Below are 19,323 nucleotides of genomic sequence, written 5' to 3' on the forward strand. Positions count from 1 at the left end.
GATACGTTAGCCTGATGACAATTTTTTCTCCTTTCTGTTAGACATAACATCCAAAGGGATAATATATTTTGTTAATTTTTACCTTTCTAAACTATAACACTATTTGACGAAATCCAAAACTATCTATAATTTAGTAGATGGAGGTTTTTATGTTTAAATATAGTTTTCTTATTGTTCTTATTGCTTTTTTACTTATTAACTTTAACGGCCAGGAAAATCAAATTGTAGGTGGGAGAATAAAAAAAGAGCGCAGTGAGGTTTTCTTTGGAGAATATGACAGCTTTACAGGTCGCTACTCTCGGAGCATTAAACTCAAAAAAGGCGTAACCTATGCTTTTACGCTATCTAAAAACACTAAAAGTGGAGACCTTTCTCTATATGTAGAAGATCCAAGACGAACACGTTTCTTTGAAATGACTAATAACTCTCTTTATTTAACACCTGAAAAAACGAAAAGATATCGCGTTAACTTTATAGGCTCGGAGCATAAAGGCTCTTTTCAGCTTCACTGGAAAAGCAGCGTTCAAAGGGATAATGAAACATCTGTTTAATGCCATGTGATTTAGACAACGTTTAAACGAGGAGGAATGGTTTATGATGATTAATCAAGCTGTCCTGTACACTCATCTACTGGACGAAATGAAGGATTTTTATGTGAATTCCCTCAATTTCCCATTAAGCGCCGCTTCACCGCGTTCTTTTTCCGTTGGAGTTGGTGAAAGTGAGCTAACCTTTAAAGAGACTTCTGTACATACAAAGCCCTTTTACCATTTTGCTTTTAATGTTCCAGCAAACCGCTTTATGGAAGCAAAGAAATGGGCTACTCAGAGAGTCTTCCTCAATACAGAAGAGAAGAAAGATGAGATTTATTTTGAAGCATTTGATGCTCATTCGTTTTATTTTGAAGATCCTGCTCATAATATTGTTGAATACATTTCAAGACATTCAGACTGCCCGCCATCCAACGACCCCTTTTCTTCAAAGTCGCTTTTAAGCATAGGAGAAATCAACTTGACAACGCCTCATGTCCGCTCTGTAGGGACACAGCTTATTAACTCCGGTATCACCGTGCGCAACAACAGGCCGTTAAACGAGACCTTTAACTTTTTAGGAAGCGGCAGTGCATTTTTTCTTGTAGGGGCGCCTAAAAGACGGTGGTTTTTTTCGGACCGAGACTCTGAAGTTCATCCATTAACGGTGAAGGTCAATCATTCTTTAACAGTTGCGCTGGACGAAAAAGGAATGCTGAAGATTACACAATAAATGATTGTTTTTTTAATATAGCCATGTAACAAGCGAACTTGTTACGTGGCTGTTTTTGTTCAAAATTCAGCTCGTACTCCACCTATAGGTTTTGTATATAGTTTTCGATGTCCTTTCTATTCATCAGCATAAAAACCTTGCAATCCTCATCGTTTCTAAGCTTTTCAAACCGTTTTCTCATTTTTTTTTGCCGCTCTCTGTACGTCGTAAGAATAAATGTAAAAAATGACCAATCTACTTTTTCAGGACATCCTTTTGCCATATCTTCACGCGTTTTTCTTGCATACACAATCCTCCGCTTTATCACTCGGTACACACAAACGATTAGCGGAAGCTCTAAATAAATAATGGTATCTGCACGCTTCACTCGCAGATCATACGAATTGCTGTAGTTCCCGTCGATAATCCAGCTGTCTTTTTTTACAATGTGCTCCTGCAATTCTCTAAAACTATCATTGTCTCTTTCCGTCCAGCCCGGCTGCCAATACAGGCTGTCTAAATGATGTACTTCTAGATCAAGCTTTTTCCCTAATTTCTTGGCAAATGTGGACTTTCCTACTCCTGGAGAAACGCCCATTACCAGCACTCTTTTCATCTCATCACCTTACCTTTTTAAAAAATAAAGCTAATTGAAGAGAAGGCAACTGTTTATACTGACTCGGTGTACTAAAAGCAGACTGCTGTATAAAGAAGCTTCATGTTAGCAATTTTATTCACATAATTTTCAGATAACATATAAACATTCATCATAAATTTCTGTATTCCTTCTTGCTTTGTAGTAAATAGGTTGCTTTTATTAATCGTTTCCTTTACCTTAAATGTGAGTATATAAAAGTAAGGTGAAAAAAATGAATGCATCTATGCTAAAGAGATTTTTACGAAACCTCGGGATTTTTATTTATATTGTCATCGCAGCTATTAATATTTACTTAACGAGAAATGACTTGGGCGATATGCTTACTCGCCTTGTGCTGTTGACTATTTTACTTCCTTTGTTTTTTAGTTTTGTGTATGCGTTAGGAAAATCACATTTTAAAAGACAAGAAGAGCTCGCTGAACAAGAGAAGAAAAAAGAGTAAAAAAAGCCTTTTATAGAGGGGGATTCCCCTTTCTAAAAGGCTTTTACTTTTTTTCATATAACTGAACATTAACTACATCAGGATTAACGTGATACTGCTTGGCAAGTTGATTTACGACTTGCTGAACCTCCTTCTTCTTATAGGAAGAAAGTTGTTCGGCGGGCAGAAGAACGAGAACTTGAGCTTCCGCATAGTCATTCAGCACTCTAACCTCTTGAAAACCATACTGCGTCAAAGCTGATTTTAACTCTTTTTCAAAGTCGCTGCTTTCTTTTGGGACAGCTATGGAGAACTGATTGTAAGAAACTAGCGACACCTCTTTCTCTTCAGGCTTTGTATACACCGCCCAAGCAGTTGTCAGCACTGTGACAGCAATACCAACATTCAATACCCACACTTTCATACCATGAACGCCCCTTTTAATCGAGTTTGTTCATGATATGAAAAAATTTATTGGTTCATGCGTTATCTTCCTAGCCATCCTCCGTCTACGGCAAGCAAGTGCCCGTGAATATAAGCAGACGCATCAGATGCTAAAAAGACGACCGCTCCTTTAAAATTATCTAAATGTATATTTTTACAATTCTTTCTTACACTAAGAACTACTGATAAATAAAAGGTGGGAAGATGAATGAATCAAATTATATTATGGGGATTCTTGTTATTCCATGGTTTTTACTGCTGCTCCTTGATAAACAGCGTGTTAAACGATTTTTTACTGTAGGGTTGTTTGCTGCATTAATGATGACAATCGCCTATCAAGTAGCAGAAAAAATGCACTGGTGGACGGTTCAAGAAAACGTATTTTTTCTTACTAGCATGGGAGCAACGATTTATTGCCTTCATATTGTGATTACAATCTTTGTCTTTTACCTTACGTATCCCGGGTTTATCTTGTACATAATTGTTAACGTGATTTTGGATTTGATTCATGGTTATGTTATTGTTCCTTTTCTCGCTAAAATCGGGCTTTATAATCTGTATGAAATTAGTCATTTTGGGCTTTTCCTTGTCATGACTACTGTAGCCATTATTCTTTACTTGTTTCAACGGCTGCTTGACTTTATATTTGAGGAAATCCCTGCATAAAAAGCCACAGCAAACGCTATGGCTTTTTAATCAATAAAAAAATGGAATAACCGTATCTCCGCGAATCGGTTCAACAGCCGCATGAAATTGAATTCGCAAACTTTTTGACGTTTCGATGTCAGCGGCATCCATGACGTGAAAATGAATGTGGGGTTCGGATGAATTCCCAGAATTTCCACACCTTCCGAGCAGCGTTCCTTTACGAACCACGTCTCCTTTTTTCACAGAAACCGATCCTTTCTTCAAATGTGCAAGCACACTGTATTCTTTTCCTTCATGCTCAATGATAACGTGATTTCCTAAAGGATTTTTTCTATTCGTGTGTCCAATTTCATTATCTTCTTGACCATCAGCTGCTGCGATAACGACTCCTTCAAGCGGAGCTACAACCTTTTTTCCATATGCATAGTAATCTTCGTTTTTCATTCCATCATTTTTATAGCTTTGCTTTCCTTTTCGCACGACTAAATCATACGCATACCTTTGGTTTTCGACTGGATGGTGATAGTTTAACACCTCATGCTTTCCTCCCCAATAGACAAACCATTCACTTTGAATCGGCATTGTATATTTGTTTGTACTCCATCGCTCTCTCTCTGAAGATGATTCTATAGGAGCAAGCACAAGTGCTTGTATAGTGTTATGTTCATCAAACATAACGCTGATGGCTTTTGTCTGCGTAGAATTTATCCAAATAAACTGCTCAATTTGAGGGGTTAAATAAAGATTTGTTTCTAGTCTGTAGAGCTGTTCTCCTTGATTAAACAATTTGCTCTGCTCCAAAAATTGCTGAAGTGAAACTTGACGTTTAAATTCTTCGCTTACACAATCATAAAGCTTCTTAAAGTCCCCTTGTGCAAATAAAGTTCCAAACTCTTCTCTGATATTCACTTTTCTCTCTGTATCCATCATTGTAATCCACCCTTTTATATGTATTTCAATTTGTTTGAATTATCTATAAGTAATACGTTTTATGTTATAAAAAGGTTTCATTTTCCAATTATTCTATCTCAAAATCTTCTTCTATGCCGTATTTACAATTTTCTCAATCCATCTTATACTTATTTTACAAATATTTGAAAGGAGGTGCAGCATGATGAAAATAACGTTAAATAAGAAAATCAAGCTGCGCCGAGTAAGTGTTTTTGGCGCTTAGATTTTAAGGAGATTTCACAATGAAAGTAGCATTAGTACGTCATTACAAAGTAAACAAAGGGCTTCCAGAAAACCACCGCTTATCCACCGATGAACTAGTGGCTTGGTTTCAGGAATATGATGAATCAGATATTACGTATGGAGAGACTGATTTGAATAATATTGAATGGAAACGCTGTTTTTCAAGCGATATGCCGCGAGCACACAAAACGGCAAAGCATATTTATAAACAAGAGATCACTCTTCTTCAGGAACTTAGAGAAATACCTATGCCTATTATTCCATTAAAATTTAAACTTCCTTTTATTCTCTGGGCACTACTGTTTCGCATGTCCGGATTCATCAACAAACAAGCTCGTAAAGATATGGCTGAGACTAAGAGAAAAGTAGCAGCAGTGCTAGATCGCGCTATTTCCGAGTCAGAAGACGATTTGCTGATTGTCAGCCACGGAGGCATTATGAAGTTTATGCGTAAAGAACTTATAAAACGCGGCTTTAAAGGGCCTCGTTTTGATATTGCTGTTAACGGAAAGCTTTATCTTTTTGAAAAGCAATAGAATGAAACTTACTAGAAAAACATTCATAAAAAAGTCGCAGAGATCAGTCCCTGCGACTTTTTAATAACCATTTTCTTCAATTGTTAATGCTTCACGCAAAGCGATATCTTTTCGGATATTATGAGCGATTTCACGCGTGATTTCTCCTTTTTCATAAAGTTCTTGCACCGTTTCCCGCTCGGTATGAAACGCTTTATAACATAAATCTCTCGTTGCTTTTTTACGTTTGCCTGAATTATACTCCGTACTCTCTTTTCTAAGTCTTGCCATGGATCTATGGTATTCACTAATGATAGCAAGTGAAATCATTCGATTTTCTTCGTTCATATTTTCTTTAATGACCTTTATTGCTTCTTCCATCATTTGAATACGTACTTTATTCACTTTGCTTCTTCTTCGCAAGCTTTGTTTTCTTAAAGCCTGCTTATTCGGTGAAAAAATTCGGACTAATAATAATAAAACTTTTTTAAACCTCATCCAGCTCACCAATAATTTGTACCTTACACGATTGGTTACAGCCATTTCAAGCTTGTGCGTATGTTCCAAACAAATATACGCTGTCTCACGGTCTATTTTTTCCTCTTTTAATAGCTTTTCCACCAATTTCCCCTTGGCCTGAAGAGCCAGCAATCGAATTTCTTCTTCATACTGTTTGTTTTCAGAGGCTTCTAAAGGATGAGTTTTAACAATGATGTTATTAATCGTTGTATTATACGTTGAAATTAACGAAAGGGCTGCTCCACGATTTTCCTCGGTCATTTCTCTTTTTAACCGCTGAATAGCAGCTTTGTGCACTTTGATGCGTGCTTTAACCTCTTTTGTATTGCGCTCAGGCTTCTTCGGCGCCTTTTCTGTTTTCGCAATAACAGGTAAAAGAATGCTTGCCGCAACTAAGGTTAACAATATAACGCCTGCTGCTAGAAAAATAATCAGAGAGCGTTCCGGAAAATCACTGCCGTTATCAAGCGTATATGGAATCGAAAACGCTCCGGCTAACGTAACAGCTCCTCGTACACCTGAAACCGTAATAATGCCAATAGACCGAGGCTCAGGTTTTAGATGCTTGTTATTTTTGTAATACCAGCCTACTGACCATGACACCATCACCCAAATAAATCGTAGTACAAGCAAAAAGACAGTAATAATCAAAATATAAAGAAGCACTTGTCCATTATTAAAGTTTGGATCTTGAATAATTGCTTTCGCCACTTTTGGTATTTGCAGACCAAGCAGTACAAACACCAAACCATTTAACAAATATAAAATAACCGTCCAAGTACTTTTTGATACTACTTTAAGCTGCTGGTTAGGTGATTCCTCTCGGTCGCGCTCAATCGCATGCACAATGCCACCTGCTACAACTGCCAAGATTCCTGATAAATGAAAATGCTCAGCAATGTAGAAGACAACAAATGGAGTTAGAATTTGTATTAACATATGAATCGTAATATCTTCCATTCCTAAACGTCGAACAAGTACACGCAGTCTGATAATCAGAAAAGCGATAAATGCTCCTACAAACAAACCGCCTAGCGCTACCCAAAGGAACTGAAATGTAGCATCTACTATCGAAAAGACGCCCGTTACGGTAGCAGCTACTGCTACTTGAAACGCTACAAGACCAGAGGCATCATTCATCAGCCCTTCGCCTTCCAGCAAATGCATAATTCGCTTAGGCAGCTTTACTCGGCTCGCCATAGCTCCAACAGCCACTACATCTGTTGGGGACAAAATAGCGGCTAGTGCAAATGCAGCCGGTAACGGAATGGAAGGAATGAGCCAATTGATTAGATATCCCCCTACTGCCACCGTTACAAAAACCAGTCCCAGCGCTAGTAATAAAATAGGTGTACGAAGCTTCCAAAGAGCAGCTCTTGACACGTTTTTCCCATCATTAAATAATAGCGGGGCAATAAATAAAATAAAAAATAATTCAGGCTCCAAATGGACATCTCCGCCAAATGGCAAGATAGCAAGCCCTGCTCCCAAAGCTATTTGAACTAATGGAACAGGAATAAATGGTACAAAATGATTAATGATATTAGATAGACCAATCAAAGCCAATAAGACTAATATCGTTAGAAAAAATTCCATAAAAACAATCGACTCCTACTTCTATTTACATCCTTTTAAAGTTTCACGTTATCTCTTTTCGTTCATTTTATAGTGTTTAGTTTACGCTTTTTCTGCCAAAAAATGTTGCGGGTTATTAAAAAGTGCTCTTTCTTTTCGGTAAGTTTATTTCTACGGAGATTAAGGGAACAGTATACATGATATTCTTTATTTACCATATAAATCAGCTCATCAAACTTTTATAAAGGAGGTGTTCCCTTATCCGTTTCAACGGGGTAAGGAGATAAATTTGGAAACAGTAAATGTCATCTTATTCATCGTATTAATCATATTAACAGCCTTTTTTGTTGCAACGGAATTTGCCGTCATTAGGGTACGGTCGACTAGAATCGACCAGTTAATTGAAGAAGGAAACCGGAACGCTTTAGCAGCAAAAAAAGTAGTATCAAATTTAGATGGTTATCTTTCAGCCACACAGCTGGGCATTACGGTTACCGCACTAGGTCTAGGCTGGATAGGTGAACCTACGGTAGGTCATTTATTAGAGCCGCTTATTGACATGCTTCCTTTTGCTACATCACTTTCGCATGTCCTATCTTTTGTTCTTGCTTTTTCGATTGTCACATTTTTAAATGTGGTAGCTGGAGAACTTGCGCCCAAAACGGTGGCGATTCAAAAAGCCGAACAAGTGACGCTGTTATTTTCCCGTCCCCTTATTCTTTTTTCTAAGTTACTTTATCCGTTTATTTGGCTTTTAAACCACTCAGCCAGAGGCGTTGTCGGATTATTTGGCCTGAAGCCAGCTTCTGAAAATGAAGTAGCTCATAGTGAAGAAGAGCTTAGAATTATTTTATCTGAAAGCTATGAGAGCGGTGAAATTAATCAATCGGAGTTTAAGTTCATGAATAATATTTTTGAATTTGATAATCGTACGGCTAAAGAAATCATGGTGCCTCGTACAGAAATTGTTAGCGTATCAGCAGATGAAACGATAGAAGAATTCTTAAAAATGGCTAGAGTAGAGCAATATACTCGCTATCCAGTAGTTGTAGATGGAAACAAAGATCAAGTGGCGGGATTAGTTAATATTAAAGAAATATTAGCGGATTACATAAAAGAAGATGATATTAAACCACGTACCGTGCAAACATATATGAAACCCATCATTCAAGTTATTGATTCCATCGCCATTTACAACTTATTGCTTAAAATTCAAAAAGACAGAATTCACATGGCCATCTTAATAGACGAGTACGGAGGAACAACAGGGCTTGTAACGGTAGAAGATATTTTAGAAGAAATTGTTGGTGAAATTCGTGATGAATTTGATGATGATGAAATACCGGACGTACACAAAATTAATGAAAATCACTACGTACTAGATGCGAAGGTGTTGATTGAAGAAGTAAATGATTTACTCGGAACAACTATTGAACAAGAAGATGTTGATACCATTGGCGGCTGGATGCTGACCGAAAAGTTTGATCTTGCTAAAGGTGATAGCATCAAAAACGAAAGTTTTTCATTTAAAGTCATTGATATTGAACATCACCATATTAAACGAATCGAAATAACAAAGGAAAAAAGTACGGATCCCAGCTAATTATCCGTACTTTTTTTGATGCTCTTTTTTCATTTGCAAATACTCTTTATTCTCTCGTACCTCCTTCCATTTTTTCATAAAAATAGATGCCGATTCTGCTTTTCGTTCATCAATTTGCCGTTCGTTCCGCTCTCCGTCTTTGTTGTATTTCTTTCCGCCTTTGTAGTTCGCGTAGCGCCTCGATCGCGTGTATCCCATTTGGAGAAATTTCCGGGCCATGTCCATTCCAACAAAATCGCTTTTTTCTTTGTAGGTTAAAAAAAGCTGATAGATGGCGTCGGCGGATTCCTCAGCAATTTCAGGTGTACGAAAACGCCAGTGAGGAAGAATTTCACTTTTATATGGCTCAACAAGGAGAACTCCTTGTTCTCCTTTTCCTACTCTATACTTTTCAGGATGTTTTCTAAAATCGATATGTTCAAAGTCAAGTGAATAATCAAATGCCACGGCTCTCCCCTCCTTTTTTGATCTCTACCCTTTACAAATGAATGATAAAACTTTTCTTAAAGAAGTTTTTCACATGCAGGTGCGGGTAATAATAGGTGGATAAGTATGGCTAACTTTTTTCTTCATACTAAAAGAAGTCCGAACTTATTAAATCATGATACGGGAGATTTCGTTATGTCAATAAAGCTACAGCAAAATCGAATAAAAGCTAATTTTTGGATTACTCCTTCTATATACGGAATTGTTGCTTTTGTTTTAGCCACTATTAGTACATTTTTAGATCGATATTTGACGGCTCACAAACAGTGGTTAAAGTTAGTTCCTTCCGTGTTTCTAACGGATAAAGAGCTGGCTCATACTATTTTAAGTTCAGTATCAAATTCCTTATTAACGATGACGACGATTACCTTTTCTTCTGTTTTGGTGGTACTGACCACGTTTGTAGGTCAGTTTTCTCCTAGAACGATTCAGAATTTTAATACAGATGCCAAAACTCAGCGTGTACTTGGCACTTTTATCGGTGGATACGTATACGTGCTCGTACTGCTCATTCAAGTTCGCAGCAACCAAGTCAGCAATACTTTTATTGTTCCTTCATTAGCGATTGTGGTAGCATTCATTTGCTTAGGGATGTTTGTGTTTTTGATTCACCACGTCATCAACTGGATTAAAGTTGGAAATTTAATTTCAAACATTGCAAAAAAAACGATGCTTACCATTGAAGAGAGACGGCTAGAACAACAAAAGCACCCCCAATCAAAGAATGAAATACAGCTTGATTTTGATAGTGAAAACACGCTGCAAATTAGAAGTAACAGACAAGGATATATTCAATATATCGAACTCAACCACTTAACAGCACTAGCATCTAAATTAAATGTCATTGTTAAACTGGAAAAAGCACCCGGTGAGTATGTAGAAGTGGACACACCGTTGTTAACTGTGATCACTCACAATCAATCGTTAGAACGTGAAAGATTTCTTCATTGCTTGTTTATTACAAATGATCAAGAATCGATCCAAGACGTAAAGTTAGGTATTCAAAAAATAAGTGAAATTGCGTTAAGAGCTATTTCACCAGCTATTAATGATCCTGAAACAGCCATTAACTGCATTGAACAGCTCACCCAAGTGTTTATCAAACTCGGACAAAGCTATTCTTCTTCTCCTTATTATTGCGATGAAGAAGGACGCATTCGAGTGCTGCTAGAAAAACCTTCTTTTATGGATTATTTGTACAAAGCGTTCTATCAAATTCGCCATTATGGAAAAGAAGATGTTTCCGTGATGTCTGCTATCATTAAGGCATTAACCATAATCGCTGAAACAAATCGCTCTGCCATCAAAAACGACGTATGGGTTTTTTCTTCCTATATCGTAGAAGGTCTGCAAAAAGAAGAGTGGCTTAAAATGGACAAAGAATTTCTCAATCAGCTTCTCAAAAACCTTGCAAAAGCTTGTGATAAAAAATGCACTTCGATACTGATAGGATAAAAACAAAAAAACGCCGCTCATCAACTGAGCGGCGTTTTCTTAGGGTATGAAGTGCTCTATCTCTTCTCTCTTTTTCACTATTATAAATTTATCGTTATATGACGTACGAAGAATATGCAAAATTTTAAGTCTGCTTTGCTTTTCGAAATCTGAATTCCACTGAAACATGTTAATAAAAATAGAAAATGTGGGTGCATAATTCGCTTTTTCGATTTTAGCTTTTTGCAGAACATACCTTTTTATAATAAACCATATTCTTTTTAGATAATGGGTATCAAGAAAAATAATAAGATCAGCTTCATTAAAACTTTCATTTGCCCACGTATAGTGTACACCTTCTACGATCTATTCCTTTGAAGCTGCAATATGATGTAAACACTTCTTTCTATCCGCTTCACTTCTTCTTTTATCTCCTTCATGTGTTCGTTCCCACATAATATTATCAAGTTCGTAGTGAGGAACTTTTAATCTATGGGATAATAAACGGGCAAGAGCTGTTTTTCCACTTCCAACAGGTCCAACGATATGTATTTTTTTACATGAAGCGCTTTGAATACCTCATCTCCTCCTACTTCAAACCTGTTTTTTTACACATATTGTATAACTCACGTTCTTTTTCTCTAATGCAAACTAGAACGTTTTATGCTAGTATTTTATGGTACTTGACTGACAAAAGGAGTGAAATCGCAGTGCCTAAAACCCTTTTTGGAAAACTTACGCTGTTTTGGATTGGACTATTTTTATTGATTACAGGTCTATTTTTTTATTATAAATATACAAACCAAGCGTTTACCGCTGCGGATTTATTCTTTCGCGTCTCTCCTCCATTAGCTACTATTGGCTTCCTTTTAAGCGCAGCCGGACTATATGAAGAACGTGGAAAAAACAAACTAATTCCTCTCATTGTACTCAGCATTAGTTTTATCATGCTCTTTCAAGCAGGCTATCACTTTATCCATATGCATACTCCACCGCCGCGTCCCTGACTTTGTCTCATTCTCATTTATAAAAAAGCTCTTCGTTTAGTATATTAAACGAAGAGCTTTATTTTCTATTCAAATAAACGCACAAGCTTTTTTGTATAGGGATGCCTGTTTTTATCAAATAGCTGTGCACGGTCAAATTGATCGATAACCTCGCCTTGCTGCATAACCATCATGCGACTGCTCATAAATTTTACTGCTGCTAAATCATGCGAAATAAACAAATAAGATAGCTGAAACGTCTCCTGCAAATCTTTTAATAAATTCAAAATCTTCGCTTGTACTGTAACATCAAGGCTAGCTGTTGGTTCGTCTAATAGCACTAGAGACGGACCTACGCTAATGGCACGCGCAATCGCTACACGCTGAAGCTGTCCGCCGCTGAGCTCATGAGGATAACTCAGCGCATATTCCGAGCTGAGTCCGACTTTTTCTAACAAATAGAAAGCGATTTCTTTTTCATTCTTGCTAACATGAGATAAAAATGAAGGGACGGTTCGCTGCTGCCGCAAAGGCTCTAGCAAAGAGTCGATGATTTTCACTTTCGGATTAAAAGAAGCCGCTGGGTTTTGAAATACAACCTGCATGCCTAGACGAGCTTGCTGCATTTTTTTTCCTTTTAACCGGTGAAGAGGTTTCTCTGCAAACCATACTTCTCCCTGCTGAATTTCTGTTAACCTTAGCACACTTTTTACAAGCGTACTTTTTCCACTTCCACTTTCTCCGACAATCCCTACACATTCCCCTTTATCGATATACAAGGAAACATTATTTAGCGCTTTAACGTCTTTATACTGTTTCACAAGCTGCGTGACGCGTAATATACTTTTTTCTTTCATATTTCACTCCTATACCAACACTTTTTTCTGCGTATCTAATAATCGATCAGGCGTTTTCTGTAAAGAAGGAATGGCGTTAAACAGTTTTTTTGTATAAACGTGACGCGGAGCGTGAAGCAAAGATTCAATACTATTTTCTTCCACGATTTCTCCTTCTAGCATAATGGCTGCTCGGTCTGCATATTTCCGCACATGACGCAAATCATGGGTAATAAACAGAATGGCACAGCCTGCTTCTTCTTTCAGCTTATACAGCAGCTGAAGAACTTCAGCTGCTGCCACGCTATCTAAAGCCGTAGTTGGTTCATCTGCGATAATCAAGGCAGGCTTCATCACCAGCGCTAAAGCAATCGCTGCTCGCTGAAGCTGTCCTCCGCTCAGCTGAGAAGCATAGCTTTTATATACGCGTTCATTAGGTAAATTCACAGCTTTTAAAGCCTGAAAAATGGCGGCTTTCCTGTCTTTTTTAGACAGCTTACTATGTGTACGAATCGTTTCATCAAACTGCTTTCCAATTGTTAAAAAAGGAGTAAAAGCACTTCGATAGTCTTGAAAGATATACGAAATATCTTTTCCAAGGATAGGCGCCTCTCCTTTCTGCTTAAAGATAATAGATCCTCCTTTAAGCGTTACACCTGAAGGCAGCAGTCCTCCTATCGAAGCAGCAGTGATACTTTTACCGCTTCCGCTTTCTCCAACAAGCGCCATCCACTGTCCTTGCTCGATTATAAAAGAAACGTCTTTTACGATTTGTTTTGTTTTATTATGAATGGCTAGATGCTTTACTTCTAAAACGATGACGACCACCTCTTTTATCGATTAACTTGATATTTCCCTCGAATATATTCACCTAAAGCTGTAAACGTCAGCACAAATAAAATAATGGCCACACCTGGTATCAACATTAACTGCGGAGCATTGTAAAAGTAGGCCCTGCCTTCATTTAGCATCGTTCCCCATTCCGGAGTAGGCGGCTGAGTCCCTAGTCCAATATAGGATAGTGAAGCCATCATTAAAATAATTTTCCCTATATCCAGCGTAGCAAGCACGAGAATATGTCCTCCCACATGAGGAAGAAAGTGGCGCAGGATTAAAGGTAATGTTCCCACTCCGTTTAATTTAGCGATCAGCACATATTCTTTTGACTTTTCTTGAAGTACAATACTGCGCACTACCCTTGCATAACTAACCCACTTTACAATAACCATCGCAGCAATTAAGTTAAATAATCCAGGCCCTAACAGTCCGCTTAAGACGATGGCTGCAATATAGTCAGGAAAAGCTAAAAAAGCGTCTACAATTCTCATTAAAAAGCGGTCTATTTTCCCTCCAATATACGCTGAAACTAAGCCAACAGGTACTCCAATCAAAAGAGAAAGAGTTAAGACAAGAAAACTAGTCCCAATTGTGGTCTGAGCTCCAGCTACGATTCGTGAAAAGAGATCTCTGCCTAAGTGATCAGTTCCTAACCAGTGATCACCGGTGGATCTTTGAAGCCGATCTTGCATATTGACTTGTGTGGGATCCATCGGTGTTAGCTGACTTCCAAACAGACAAAATAAAATAAGCATAATACCACACACGCTTATTACTACAAAAGGAAGCTGCGGCTTTTTCACGTTTTATCCCCTCCCTTTACATAGAGCTGGGGATTTACATATTTGTAGCTCAAATCCACAAGTAAATTGATTAACACAACAAACAAGCCCATCCACAAAATATACCCTTGAATCACAGGGTAATCACGATTCATAATCGCATCAATAACTAATTTTCCAACTCCAGGATAAGCAAAAAGCACTTCAATGATGACCGTTCCTCCAAGCAAACTGCCTAAGCTTGTCCCTAAAATAGTCAGAAGCGGTGTTAAGCTATACCGAAACGCGTGGAAAATAAAAATGCGGCTTTCACTTATTCCTCTTGCTCGAGCAGATCGTACAAAATCTTGTTTCAATCCTTCTAGCAGACTAGCTCTAATCATTCGCATATACACAGCGGACATGGCAAAACCAAGCGTTAAAGAAGGCAGCACAAGATGGGCTGCTGTGCCTGTACCCATTGAAGGAAGCCATTGAAGACGTACAGAGAACAGCTGTATAAACAAAAGGCCGAGCCAAAAGCTTGGAATAGACGCTCCAATTAAAGAAATACTTCTGCTGAGATAATCAATCCACTTATTTGGATATAGTGCTGACAGCGTTCCGAGTGGCACAGCTATTAACAGCATCACAACCAAAGATGCAGCCGTCAAGCGCAGCGTAGCCGGAAACTTTTCTACCAATTCATCGATGACAGGCTCTTTTGTCATGTATGAAGATCCTAAATCAAACTGAAAAAAACGCGTCAGCCATTTTCCATATTGAATATATACAGGTTCGTTAAACCCTAGCTCTGTTCTCAAGTTATTCATTTGTTCCTCAGAAACTGCCACGTCATCTACGCGAAGCATTTGCTTAACTGGATCTCCTGGAGCTAGCTTCATTAAAACAAAGCTGAGAAACGATAGTATAACTAAAAAGATGAGTAATTCTATTATTCTTTTACCAATTAATTTCATATCTACTTCACATCTAAATCCTTTGTTATCACATAGTATTCACTTTTGGTTGTAACCCAATTTTTCACATTGTCTTTATAGGCTACAAAATTATTTGGGTGAACAATCGAAGAATGCAGCGTTTCCTTTTCTGCTATTTCTCCGGCTTGTCTTGCTAACTTATTGCGCTGTTTTTGATCAACGGTTTTATTAAGCTCATCAATAATGGAAGCTAATGCTGGTTCATGAAAATGTCCGACATTAAATGCTCCTCCCTCCGTATAAAGAGCATTAAAGAAATATCCTGCATCTCCTCGCGGCGCGGTTACTAGACTGTATGTAACGATTCCCCAATCATCTTTTGTTGTCATATACTCATCCATATTCTCAACTTGTTGAATATCTATTTTTACACCAATCTTTTTTGCTTCTGACTGAAGCATTTGTGACATTAAAGGCAGTTCTGGACGATAAGGGTATGTAACAAGCTTAAAAGAAAGCTGTTTTCCATTTTTTATTGCTTTTCCATCCTTGAGTATATAACCGGCTTTTTCTAAATATGTTTGAGCTTCACTTGGTCCATAGGTTTTCGTTTTTTGATCGTTCGAAAAATCTAAACTCTTTAAAAATGGACCTTTTGCCGGGGATCCTTGACCGGCAAGCGCTGTGTCGACAACATCTTTTGGATTTAATAATACATCAAACGCTTTTCTCACATTTTTATCTTTAAACGCTTCTTGCCTTGAATTATACAAAAGCATTTGATTTCTTAGGCTCGGCTGTATATCTACTACAATAGAAGAATCTTTTTTTAACGTGTTTAAGCTTTCAATTGCCGGACGGTACACAATATCGGCTTCACCTGATTGCAAAGCGGACGTTCGTGCATTTTCATCATCATTAAATGTTAACACAACTTCATCCAATTTTGGTTCTCCACCCCAGTATTCATTATATTTTTTTACTTTCATTTCATTATCCGGTTTAAACGAAGCTACTTTAAATGGCCCTGTTCCGACTGGTTTATTTTTTATATTTGGAGCGTCAACATCAATAATTGCCGTGTTTGGGTGAACAAGTTCAGAAGGCAGCGTGGCAAGCGGCTCTGTTGTTGTAATGGTCAAGATTTGGCCACTGGCTTTCATTTCTTTAATTTTAAGTGCACTTTTCATTGCTTCACTTTCTTTTATCGTTCTTTCTAACGATTGTTTCACGGCTTCAGCATTCAAATCCTTGCCATTTTGAAACGTAATTCCGTCTCTAATCTCAAATATCCAGGTCGTCCCATTATCTTCTGTTTTCCATTTCTTTGCGAGCCATGGTTCAATCTGTAATTGCTCATTCACTTTGACTAGCGTCTCAGCAATTCCCGCTCTTACAGTTGTATAATTTAGCTGCGGATTGAGCGTGTCGCTTGGAAAATTTGATACAAAAGTAAGTGATTTCTTTCCACTCTTTTCTTCGGTACTTGCGGAGTTATCCGAACATGCAGCCAGCAGACCTATCGTAACAAGCATTGAGCACAGCAGACTTATCTTTTTTCTCATATAAACCCTTCCTTTATTAAAAACTATCCTTCTTTTATGTACTGCCTCTAAATATAATCCCCCCTTTAAATCGTAACGATTATTATTATCATAAAAAGTTTAATTTGTTTACCTTACTTTGTCAACAAAGGTTTTTAAAGGATACAGGTGCTCTAGCACCTGCTTTCACTCGTTGTGATGATTGAATTTATTGATAACGTATACAAATGAGCATAAAAAAACAAAGCCTTCTCGAGGCTTTGTTTATACAGCATGTTTTTTTCTTTTATATTTCCACATCATATATCGATAACGAATCGTGCAGCCTATACAATATCCCATCAGCGCTACACCCGCAGCAAGAATCACCATTATACTAAATACATAGCCAACAAACGTATAACTAAGTAAAAATGAAATGAAAGCAATCCCAATGCATATCGTTGCAATCCATTGATTAAAAAGCTGCTGATCACGGTCTTCCATCTGATAAGAAGAAATAGGTTTCTTGAGAAGCTTTTTCCCTGCCATAATTACGGGATTACGCTTTGTTACAAGTGTGACTACTCCAACGAGAAAAGGCAAAAGTAACAGCCATTTTGTTGCAAGTAAGGCAATCAAAACCGTTATAACGACAAAAAATTGATTAAGCTGAACTAATGGTTTTGGAATGCTCATGGAATTCCTCCTTCTTAAAACCTATTATACAAATTGGTTTACTAATTTAAAAGAAAAAGCACTCCAAATGAGCGATAAGACTCATATAAAAAAAGCTACATAATTTCACTAACGTACTTTAAAATCAGTATCGTAAATAAAATCAAGACAACGTATCGTAAAGAACGAATTCGACGTTGAAGAAGACGTTTTACATGCCTTTTATTACGCATATGGGTTCTTCCTTTCGTATATTGAATTGTCTTTAGACACACTTATATCATACTTTTTCGGAAAACACCAACGTCAGAAAAAATTGCCAAGAATTGCGGCTTTATGCGCTTAAAAAGCCTTTTCCAATTACATCTCGTACATCGTGCACAATAACAAATGCTTCATCATCAATTTTTTTAATCAGCTTTTTAAGCTTAATAAGCTCTTGCTTGTTAATAACAACATACAAGATTTCTTTTGACTCTTTTGTATAGTTCCCTCGACCGTTTAGAATCGTTACACCGCGATCAAGCTGTTCATTGATTTGGTCCGCCACCTCGTTTTTGTTGCTTGAAATAACGGTAACGGCTTTTTTCGCATCAAATCCTTCAATAACGAAATCAATTACTTTTGTTGTAATGTAAAGCATAACGATTGTAAATAATAACTTTTCGGCTCCAATAATAAAATAAGAAGCCAATACCACTAGTAAATCAACCGCTAAAAGTGCGTAACTGACTTTCCAGTTTAAAAACTTATTTAGAATTCGAGCAATAATGGCTGAACCTGCTGTCGTTCCGCCAACTCGCAAAATCATCCCAATTCCAACCCCTAGCAGTACACCGGCAAAAACCATGCCGATGAGCTCTTCATGAAGATGAAGACCCCAGCCTTCAGTTACGTGAAGAAAAATAGATGTAGCGATAATCGTAATCATCGTATAAACGATGGTTTTTTTCTCTAAAAATTTATACCCTACGATAAGTAAGATACCGTTTAAAATAAAGTTAGTGATGCCCGTTGAAAGATGCGTTGTATAATATAAAATAATGGAGATACCCGTAACGCCGCCTTCACCTAGTCCTATTGGAATGACGAACATGTTAACTGCAAGTGAAAATACAAACGAACCTATTAATAAAAAGATGACATCTTTTACTGTTTTACTCATCGATTAAACCCTCCTCAGCATAAAAATTCACATAAAAAAGCCCCTTCTCCAAAAGAGAAGAGACGCTTATGTTTAGTTTTTATACTACGTATTCTTAAATTGCCATGTATGACTATAATATGTTCACATACGTTTGTCAAACGGAAAGTTTATGCATTATGTGTAACCAAGGCTATGAGTCATTTATCTTTTATGTATACTAGGAATGTTTTAATTTATTTAAACAAAGACGGATGCAGGAATTAGTCGACTCAATTAATTCTTTATCGCCTTTTTTCAATCGAATTTCTAACGCGCGTTGAAAATAGTGATGCGCTCTGGAAACAACCCGTTGATCAAGTAAACATTTTCCATAATGCTGATAGACAAAGTCTTCATATATGTGAAGGTCTTCATCTGCTTTTAATTGTTCAATGAGTAGCTGAAACGTTTCATTCGCTTTATCCCACTGTTCTTGCCAGTGATATGTATGTCCAAGTCGGATCGTATTCAAAAATTCACCTTTTGTATCAGCATGTCGGTCATATAGATAAATGGCCAGCTGCAGATGTCTTTCACTGCTCATTAATTCTCCAAGTATGCGCTCATATACACCAATATGTCCATATGTTTTAGCAGCGGCACACTCATCCTCTTCTTCAAGAGCTCGTTTCTTTAAATAGATAATTCCCTGCTTCATTTGGTGTGGGTTAACCGGAACTTCTCGAAGCTGTTCATTAAATCGATAACTCATATTAAACGGAAGATCTCTGATGTTCATGCACGCTCCTTTCGTGTGGCACATCAGCAAACATACTTTCATGACCGCTTGCTTATGGTCCATTTGATGTAGGGTTCTCTCCATTTTGATACGTTTA

Annotated in this window: 21 protein-coding genes and 1 pseudogene; 8 read left to right on the forward strand and 14 right to left on the reverse strand. The window is 37.5% G+C overall.

Features of this window, described 5'->3' with window-relative positions; genetic code table 11:
• The first annotated feature begins 149 nt into the window (after positions 1–149).
• Together ACO1DI_RS26455 and ACO1DI_RS26460 are read left to right on the forward strand one after the other, a co-directional pair.
• The gene (locus ACO1DI_RS26455) at positions 150–551 is read left to right on the forward strand and encodes a hypothetical protein (RefSeq protein ID WP_014459632.1); all 402 of its coding nucleotides are present in this window, start codon (positions 150–152) and stop codon (positions 549–551) included.
• Between the two features lie 43 nt (positions 552–594).
• Positions 595–1,263, forward strand: a complete 669-nt coding sequence (locus tag ACO1DI_RS26460) for a VOC family protein (RefSeq protein ID WP_140451463.1) — start codon at positions 595–597, stop codon at positions 1,261–1,263.
• An 82-nt stretch (positions 1,264–1,345) separates the two neighbouring features.
• Here the strand turns inward: ACO1DI_RS26460 and ACO1DI_RS26465 are convergent, their stop codons facing one another.
• Positions 1,346–1,858, reverse strand: coding sequence for a topology modulation protein (locus ACO1DI_RS26465; RefSeq protein ID WP_028412932.1), 513 nt, complete (start codon positions 1,856–1,858; stop codon positions 1,346–1,348).
• Between the two features lie 253 nt (positions 1,859–2,111).
• Here ACO1DI_RS26465 and ACO1DI_RS26470 point away from each other — a divergent pair, with 253 nt between their 5' ends.
• A complete protein-coding gene (locus ACO1DI_RS26470) occupies positions 2,112–2,342 on the forward strand; it encodes a hypothetical protein (RefSeq protein WP_013057513.1) in 231 nt (76 codons plus the stop codon).
• Positions 2,343–2,385: 43 nt separating this feature from the next.
• Here ACO1DI_RS26470 and ACO1DI_RS26475 read toward each other — a convergent pair whose 3' ends face one another.
• Together ACO1DI_RS26475 and ACO1DI_RS26480 are read right to left on the reverse strand one after the other, a co-directional pair.
• Positions 2,386–2,745, reverse strand: a complete 360-nt coding sequence (locus ACO1DI_RS26475; RefSeq protein ID WP_014459628.1) for a hypothetical protein — start codon at positions 2,743–2,745, stop codon at positions 2,386–2,388.
• A gap of 62 nt (positions 2,746–2,807) precedes the next feature.
• A pseudogene (locus ACO1DI_RS26480) lies at positions 2,808–2,906 on the reverse strand (2-deoxy-D-gluconate 3-dehydrogenase); the annotation flags it as partial.
• Positions 2,907–2,969: 63 nt separating this feature from the next.
• Here ACO1DI_RS26480 and ACO1DI_RS26485 point away from each other — a divergent pair.
• Positions 2,970–3,431: a hypothetical protein gene (locus ACO1DI_RS26485; protein ID WP_423145757.1), complete on the forward strand. Its 462-nt coding sequence runs from the start codon at positions 2,970–2,972 to the stop codon at positions 3,429–3,431.
• A 30-nt stretch (positions 3,432–3,461) separates the two neighbouring features.
• Here the strand turns inward: ACO1DI_RS26485 and ACO1DI_RS26490 are convergent, their stop codons facing one another.
• The gene (locus ACO1DI_RS26490; protein ID WP_243556594.1) at positions 3,462–4,343 is read right to left on the reverse strand and encodes a M23 family metallopeptidase; all 882 of its coding nucleotides are present in this window, start codon (positions 4,341–4,343) and stop codon (positions 3,462–3,464) included.
• A 263-nt stretch (positions 4,344–4,606) separates the two neighbouring features.
• Here ACO1DI_RS26490 and ACO1DI_RS26495 point away from each other — a divergent pair, with 263 nt between their 5' ends.
• A complete protein-coding gene (locus ACO1DI_RS26495; protein WP_115654188.1) occupies positions 4,607–5,143 on the forward strand; it encodes a histidine phosphatase family protein in 537 nt (178 codons plus the stop codon).
• A 60-nt stretch (positions 5,144–5,203) separates the two neighbouring features.
• Here ACO1DI_RS26495 and ACO1DI_RS26500 read toward each other — a convergent pair whose 3' ends face one another.
• Positions 5,204–7,237 (reverse strand): Na+/H+ antiporter, encoded by a 2,034-nt coding sequence (locus tag ACO1DI_RS26500; RefSeq protein ID WP_115654189.1) that lies wholly within the window; start codon positions 7,235–7,237, stop codon positions 5,204–5,206.
• Positions 7,238–7,505: 268 nt separating this feature from the next.
• Between ACO1DI_RS26500 and ACO1DI_RS26505 the strand changes: the two genes are divergently transcribed.
• Complete coding sequence (locus ACO1DI_RS26505) at positions 7,506–8,819, forward strand: hemolysin family protein (RefSeq protein WP_423145758.1); 1,314 nt, start codon at positions 7,506–7,508, stop codon at positions 8,817–8,819.
• Here ACO1DI_RS26505 and ACO1DI_RS26510 read toward each other — a convergent pair whose 3' ends face one another.
• Positions 8,820–9,266 (reverse strand): DUF4385 domain-containing protein, encoded by a 447-nt coding sequence (locus tag ACO1DI_RS26510; protein ID WP_226555337.1) that lies wholly within the window; start codon positions 9,264–9,266, stop codon positions 8,820–8,822. It abuts the gene before it with no gap.
• Positions 9,267–9,371: 105 nt separating this feature from the next.
• Here ACO1DI_RS26510 and ACO1DI_RS26515 point away from each other — a divergent pair, with 105 nt between their 5' ends.
• Entirely contained in the window at positions 9,372–10,760 is a 1,389-nt protein-coding gene (locus tag ACO1DI_RS26515) for a DUF2254 domain-containing protein (protein ID WP_328575301.1), read from the forward strand.
• A 689-nt stretch (positions 10,761–11,449) separates the two neighbouring features.
• Positions 11,450–11,746 (forward strand): hypothetical protein, encoded by a 297-nt coding sequence (locus tag ACO1DI_RS26520; RefSeq protein ID WP_014459616.1) that lies wholly within the window; start codon positions 11,450–11,452, stop codon positions 11,744–11,746.
• 65 nt (positions 11,747–11,811) lie between these two features.
• Here ACO1DI_RS26520 and ACO1DI_RS26525 read toward each other — a convergent pair whose 3' ends face one another.
• The 8 genes from ACO1DI_RS26525 to ACO1DI_RS26560 all read right to left on the reverse strand — a co-directional run bounded on the left by ACO1DI_RS26525 (position 11,812) and on the right by ACO1DI_RS26560 (position 19,226).
• Complete coding sequence (locus tag ACO1DI_RS26525) at positions 11,812–12,582, reverse strand: ABC transporter ATP-binding protein (RefSeq protein ID WP_115654193.1); 771 nt, start codon at positions 12,580–12,582, stop codon at positions 11,812–11,814.
• 9 nt (positions 12,583–12,591) lie between these two features.
• On the reverse strand, positions 12,592–13,389 hold the full coding sequence (locus tag ACO1DI_RS26530) for an ABC transporter ATP-binding protein (RefSeq protein WP_014459614.1): 798 nt from the start codon (positions 13,387–13,389) through the stop codon (positions 12,592–12,594).
• 5 nt (positions 13,390–13,394) lie between these two features.
• The gene (gene nikC, locus ACO1DI_RS26535) at positions 13,395–14,201 is read right to left on the reverse strand and encodes a nickel transporter permease (protein WP_226555334.1); all 807 of its coding nucleotides are present in this window, start codon (positions 14,199–14,201) and stop codon (positions 13,395–13,397) included.
• On the reverse strand, positions 14,198–15,139 hold the full coding sequence (gene nikB / locus ACO1DI_RS26540; protein WP_226555333.1) for a nickel ABC transporter permease: 942 nt from the start codon (positions 15,137–15,139) through the stop codon (positions 14,198–14,200). The genes nikC and nikB overlap by 4 nt, the downstream gene beginning before the upstream one ends.
• Positions 15,140–15,141: 2 nt before the next feature.
• Positions 15,142–16,665 carry a nickel ABC transporter substrate-binding protein gene (gene nikA / locus ACO1DI_RS26545; RefSeq protein WP_423145759.1) on the reverse strand — a complete coding sequence of 508 codons (1,524 nt, stop codon included), beginning with the start codon at positions 16,663–16,665 and terminating at the stop codon, positions 15,142–15,144.
• Positions 16,666–16,908: 243 nt separating this feature from the next.
• A complete protein-coding gene (locus ACO1DI_RS26550; RefSeq protein WP_115654196.1) occupies positions 16,909–17,322 on the reverse strand; it encodes a DUF4395 domain-containing protein in 414 nt (137 codons plus the stop codon).
• Positions 17,323–17,635: 313 nt separating this feature from the next.
• Entirely contained in the window at positions 17,636–18,466 is an 831-nt protein-coding gene (locus ACO1DI_RS26555; RefSeq protein ID WP_116740831.1) for a YitT family protein, read from the reverse strand.
• A gap of 199 nt (positions 18,467–18,665) precedes the next feature.
• Complete coding sequence (locus tag ACO1DI_RS26560) at positions 18,666–19,226, reverse strand: hypothetical protein (RefSeq protein ID WP_014459607.1); 561 nt, start codon at positions 19,224–19,226, stop codon at positions 18,666–18,668.
• Between the last annotated feature and the right edge of the window lie 97 nt (positions 19,227–19,323).

The organism is Priestia sp. 40 (genome assembly GCF_049368575.1).
In the GTDB taxonomy this organism is placed as follows: Bacteria; Bacillota; Bacilli; order Bacillales; family Bacillaceae_H; genus Priestia; species Priestia zanthoxyli.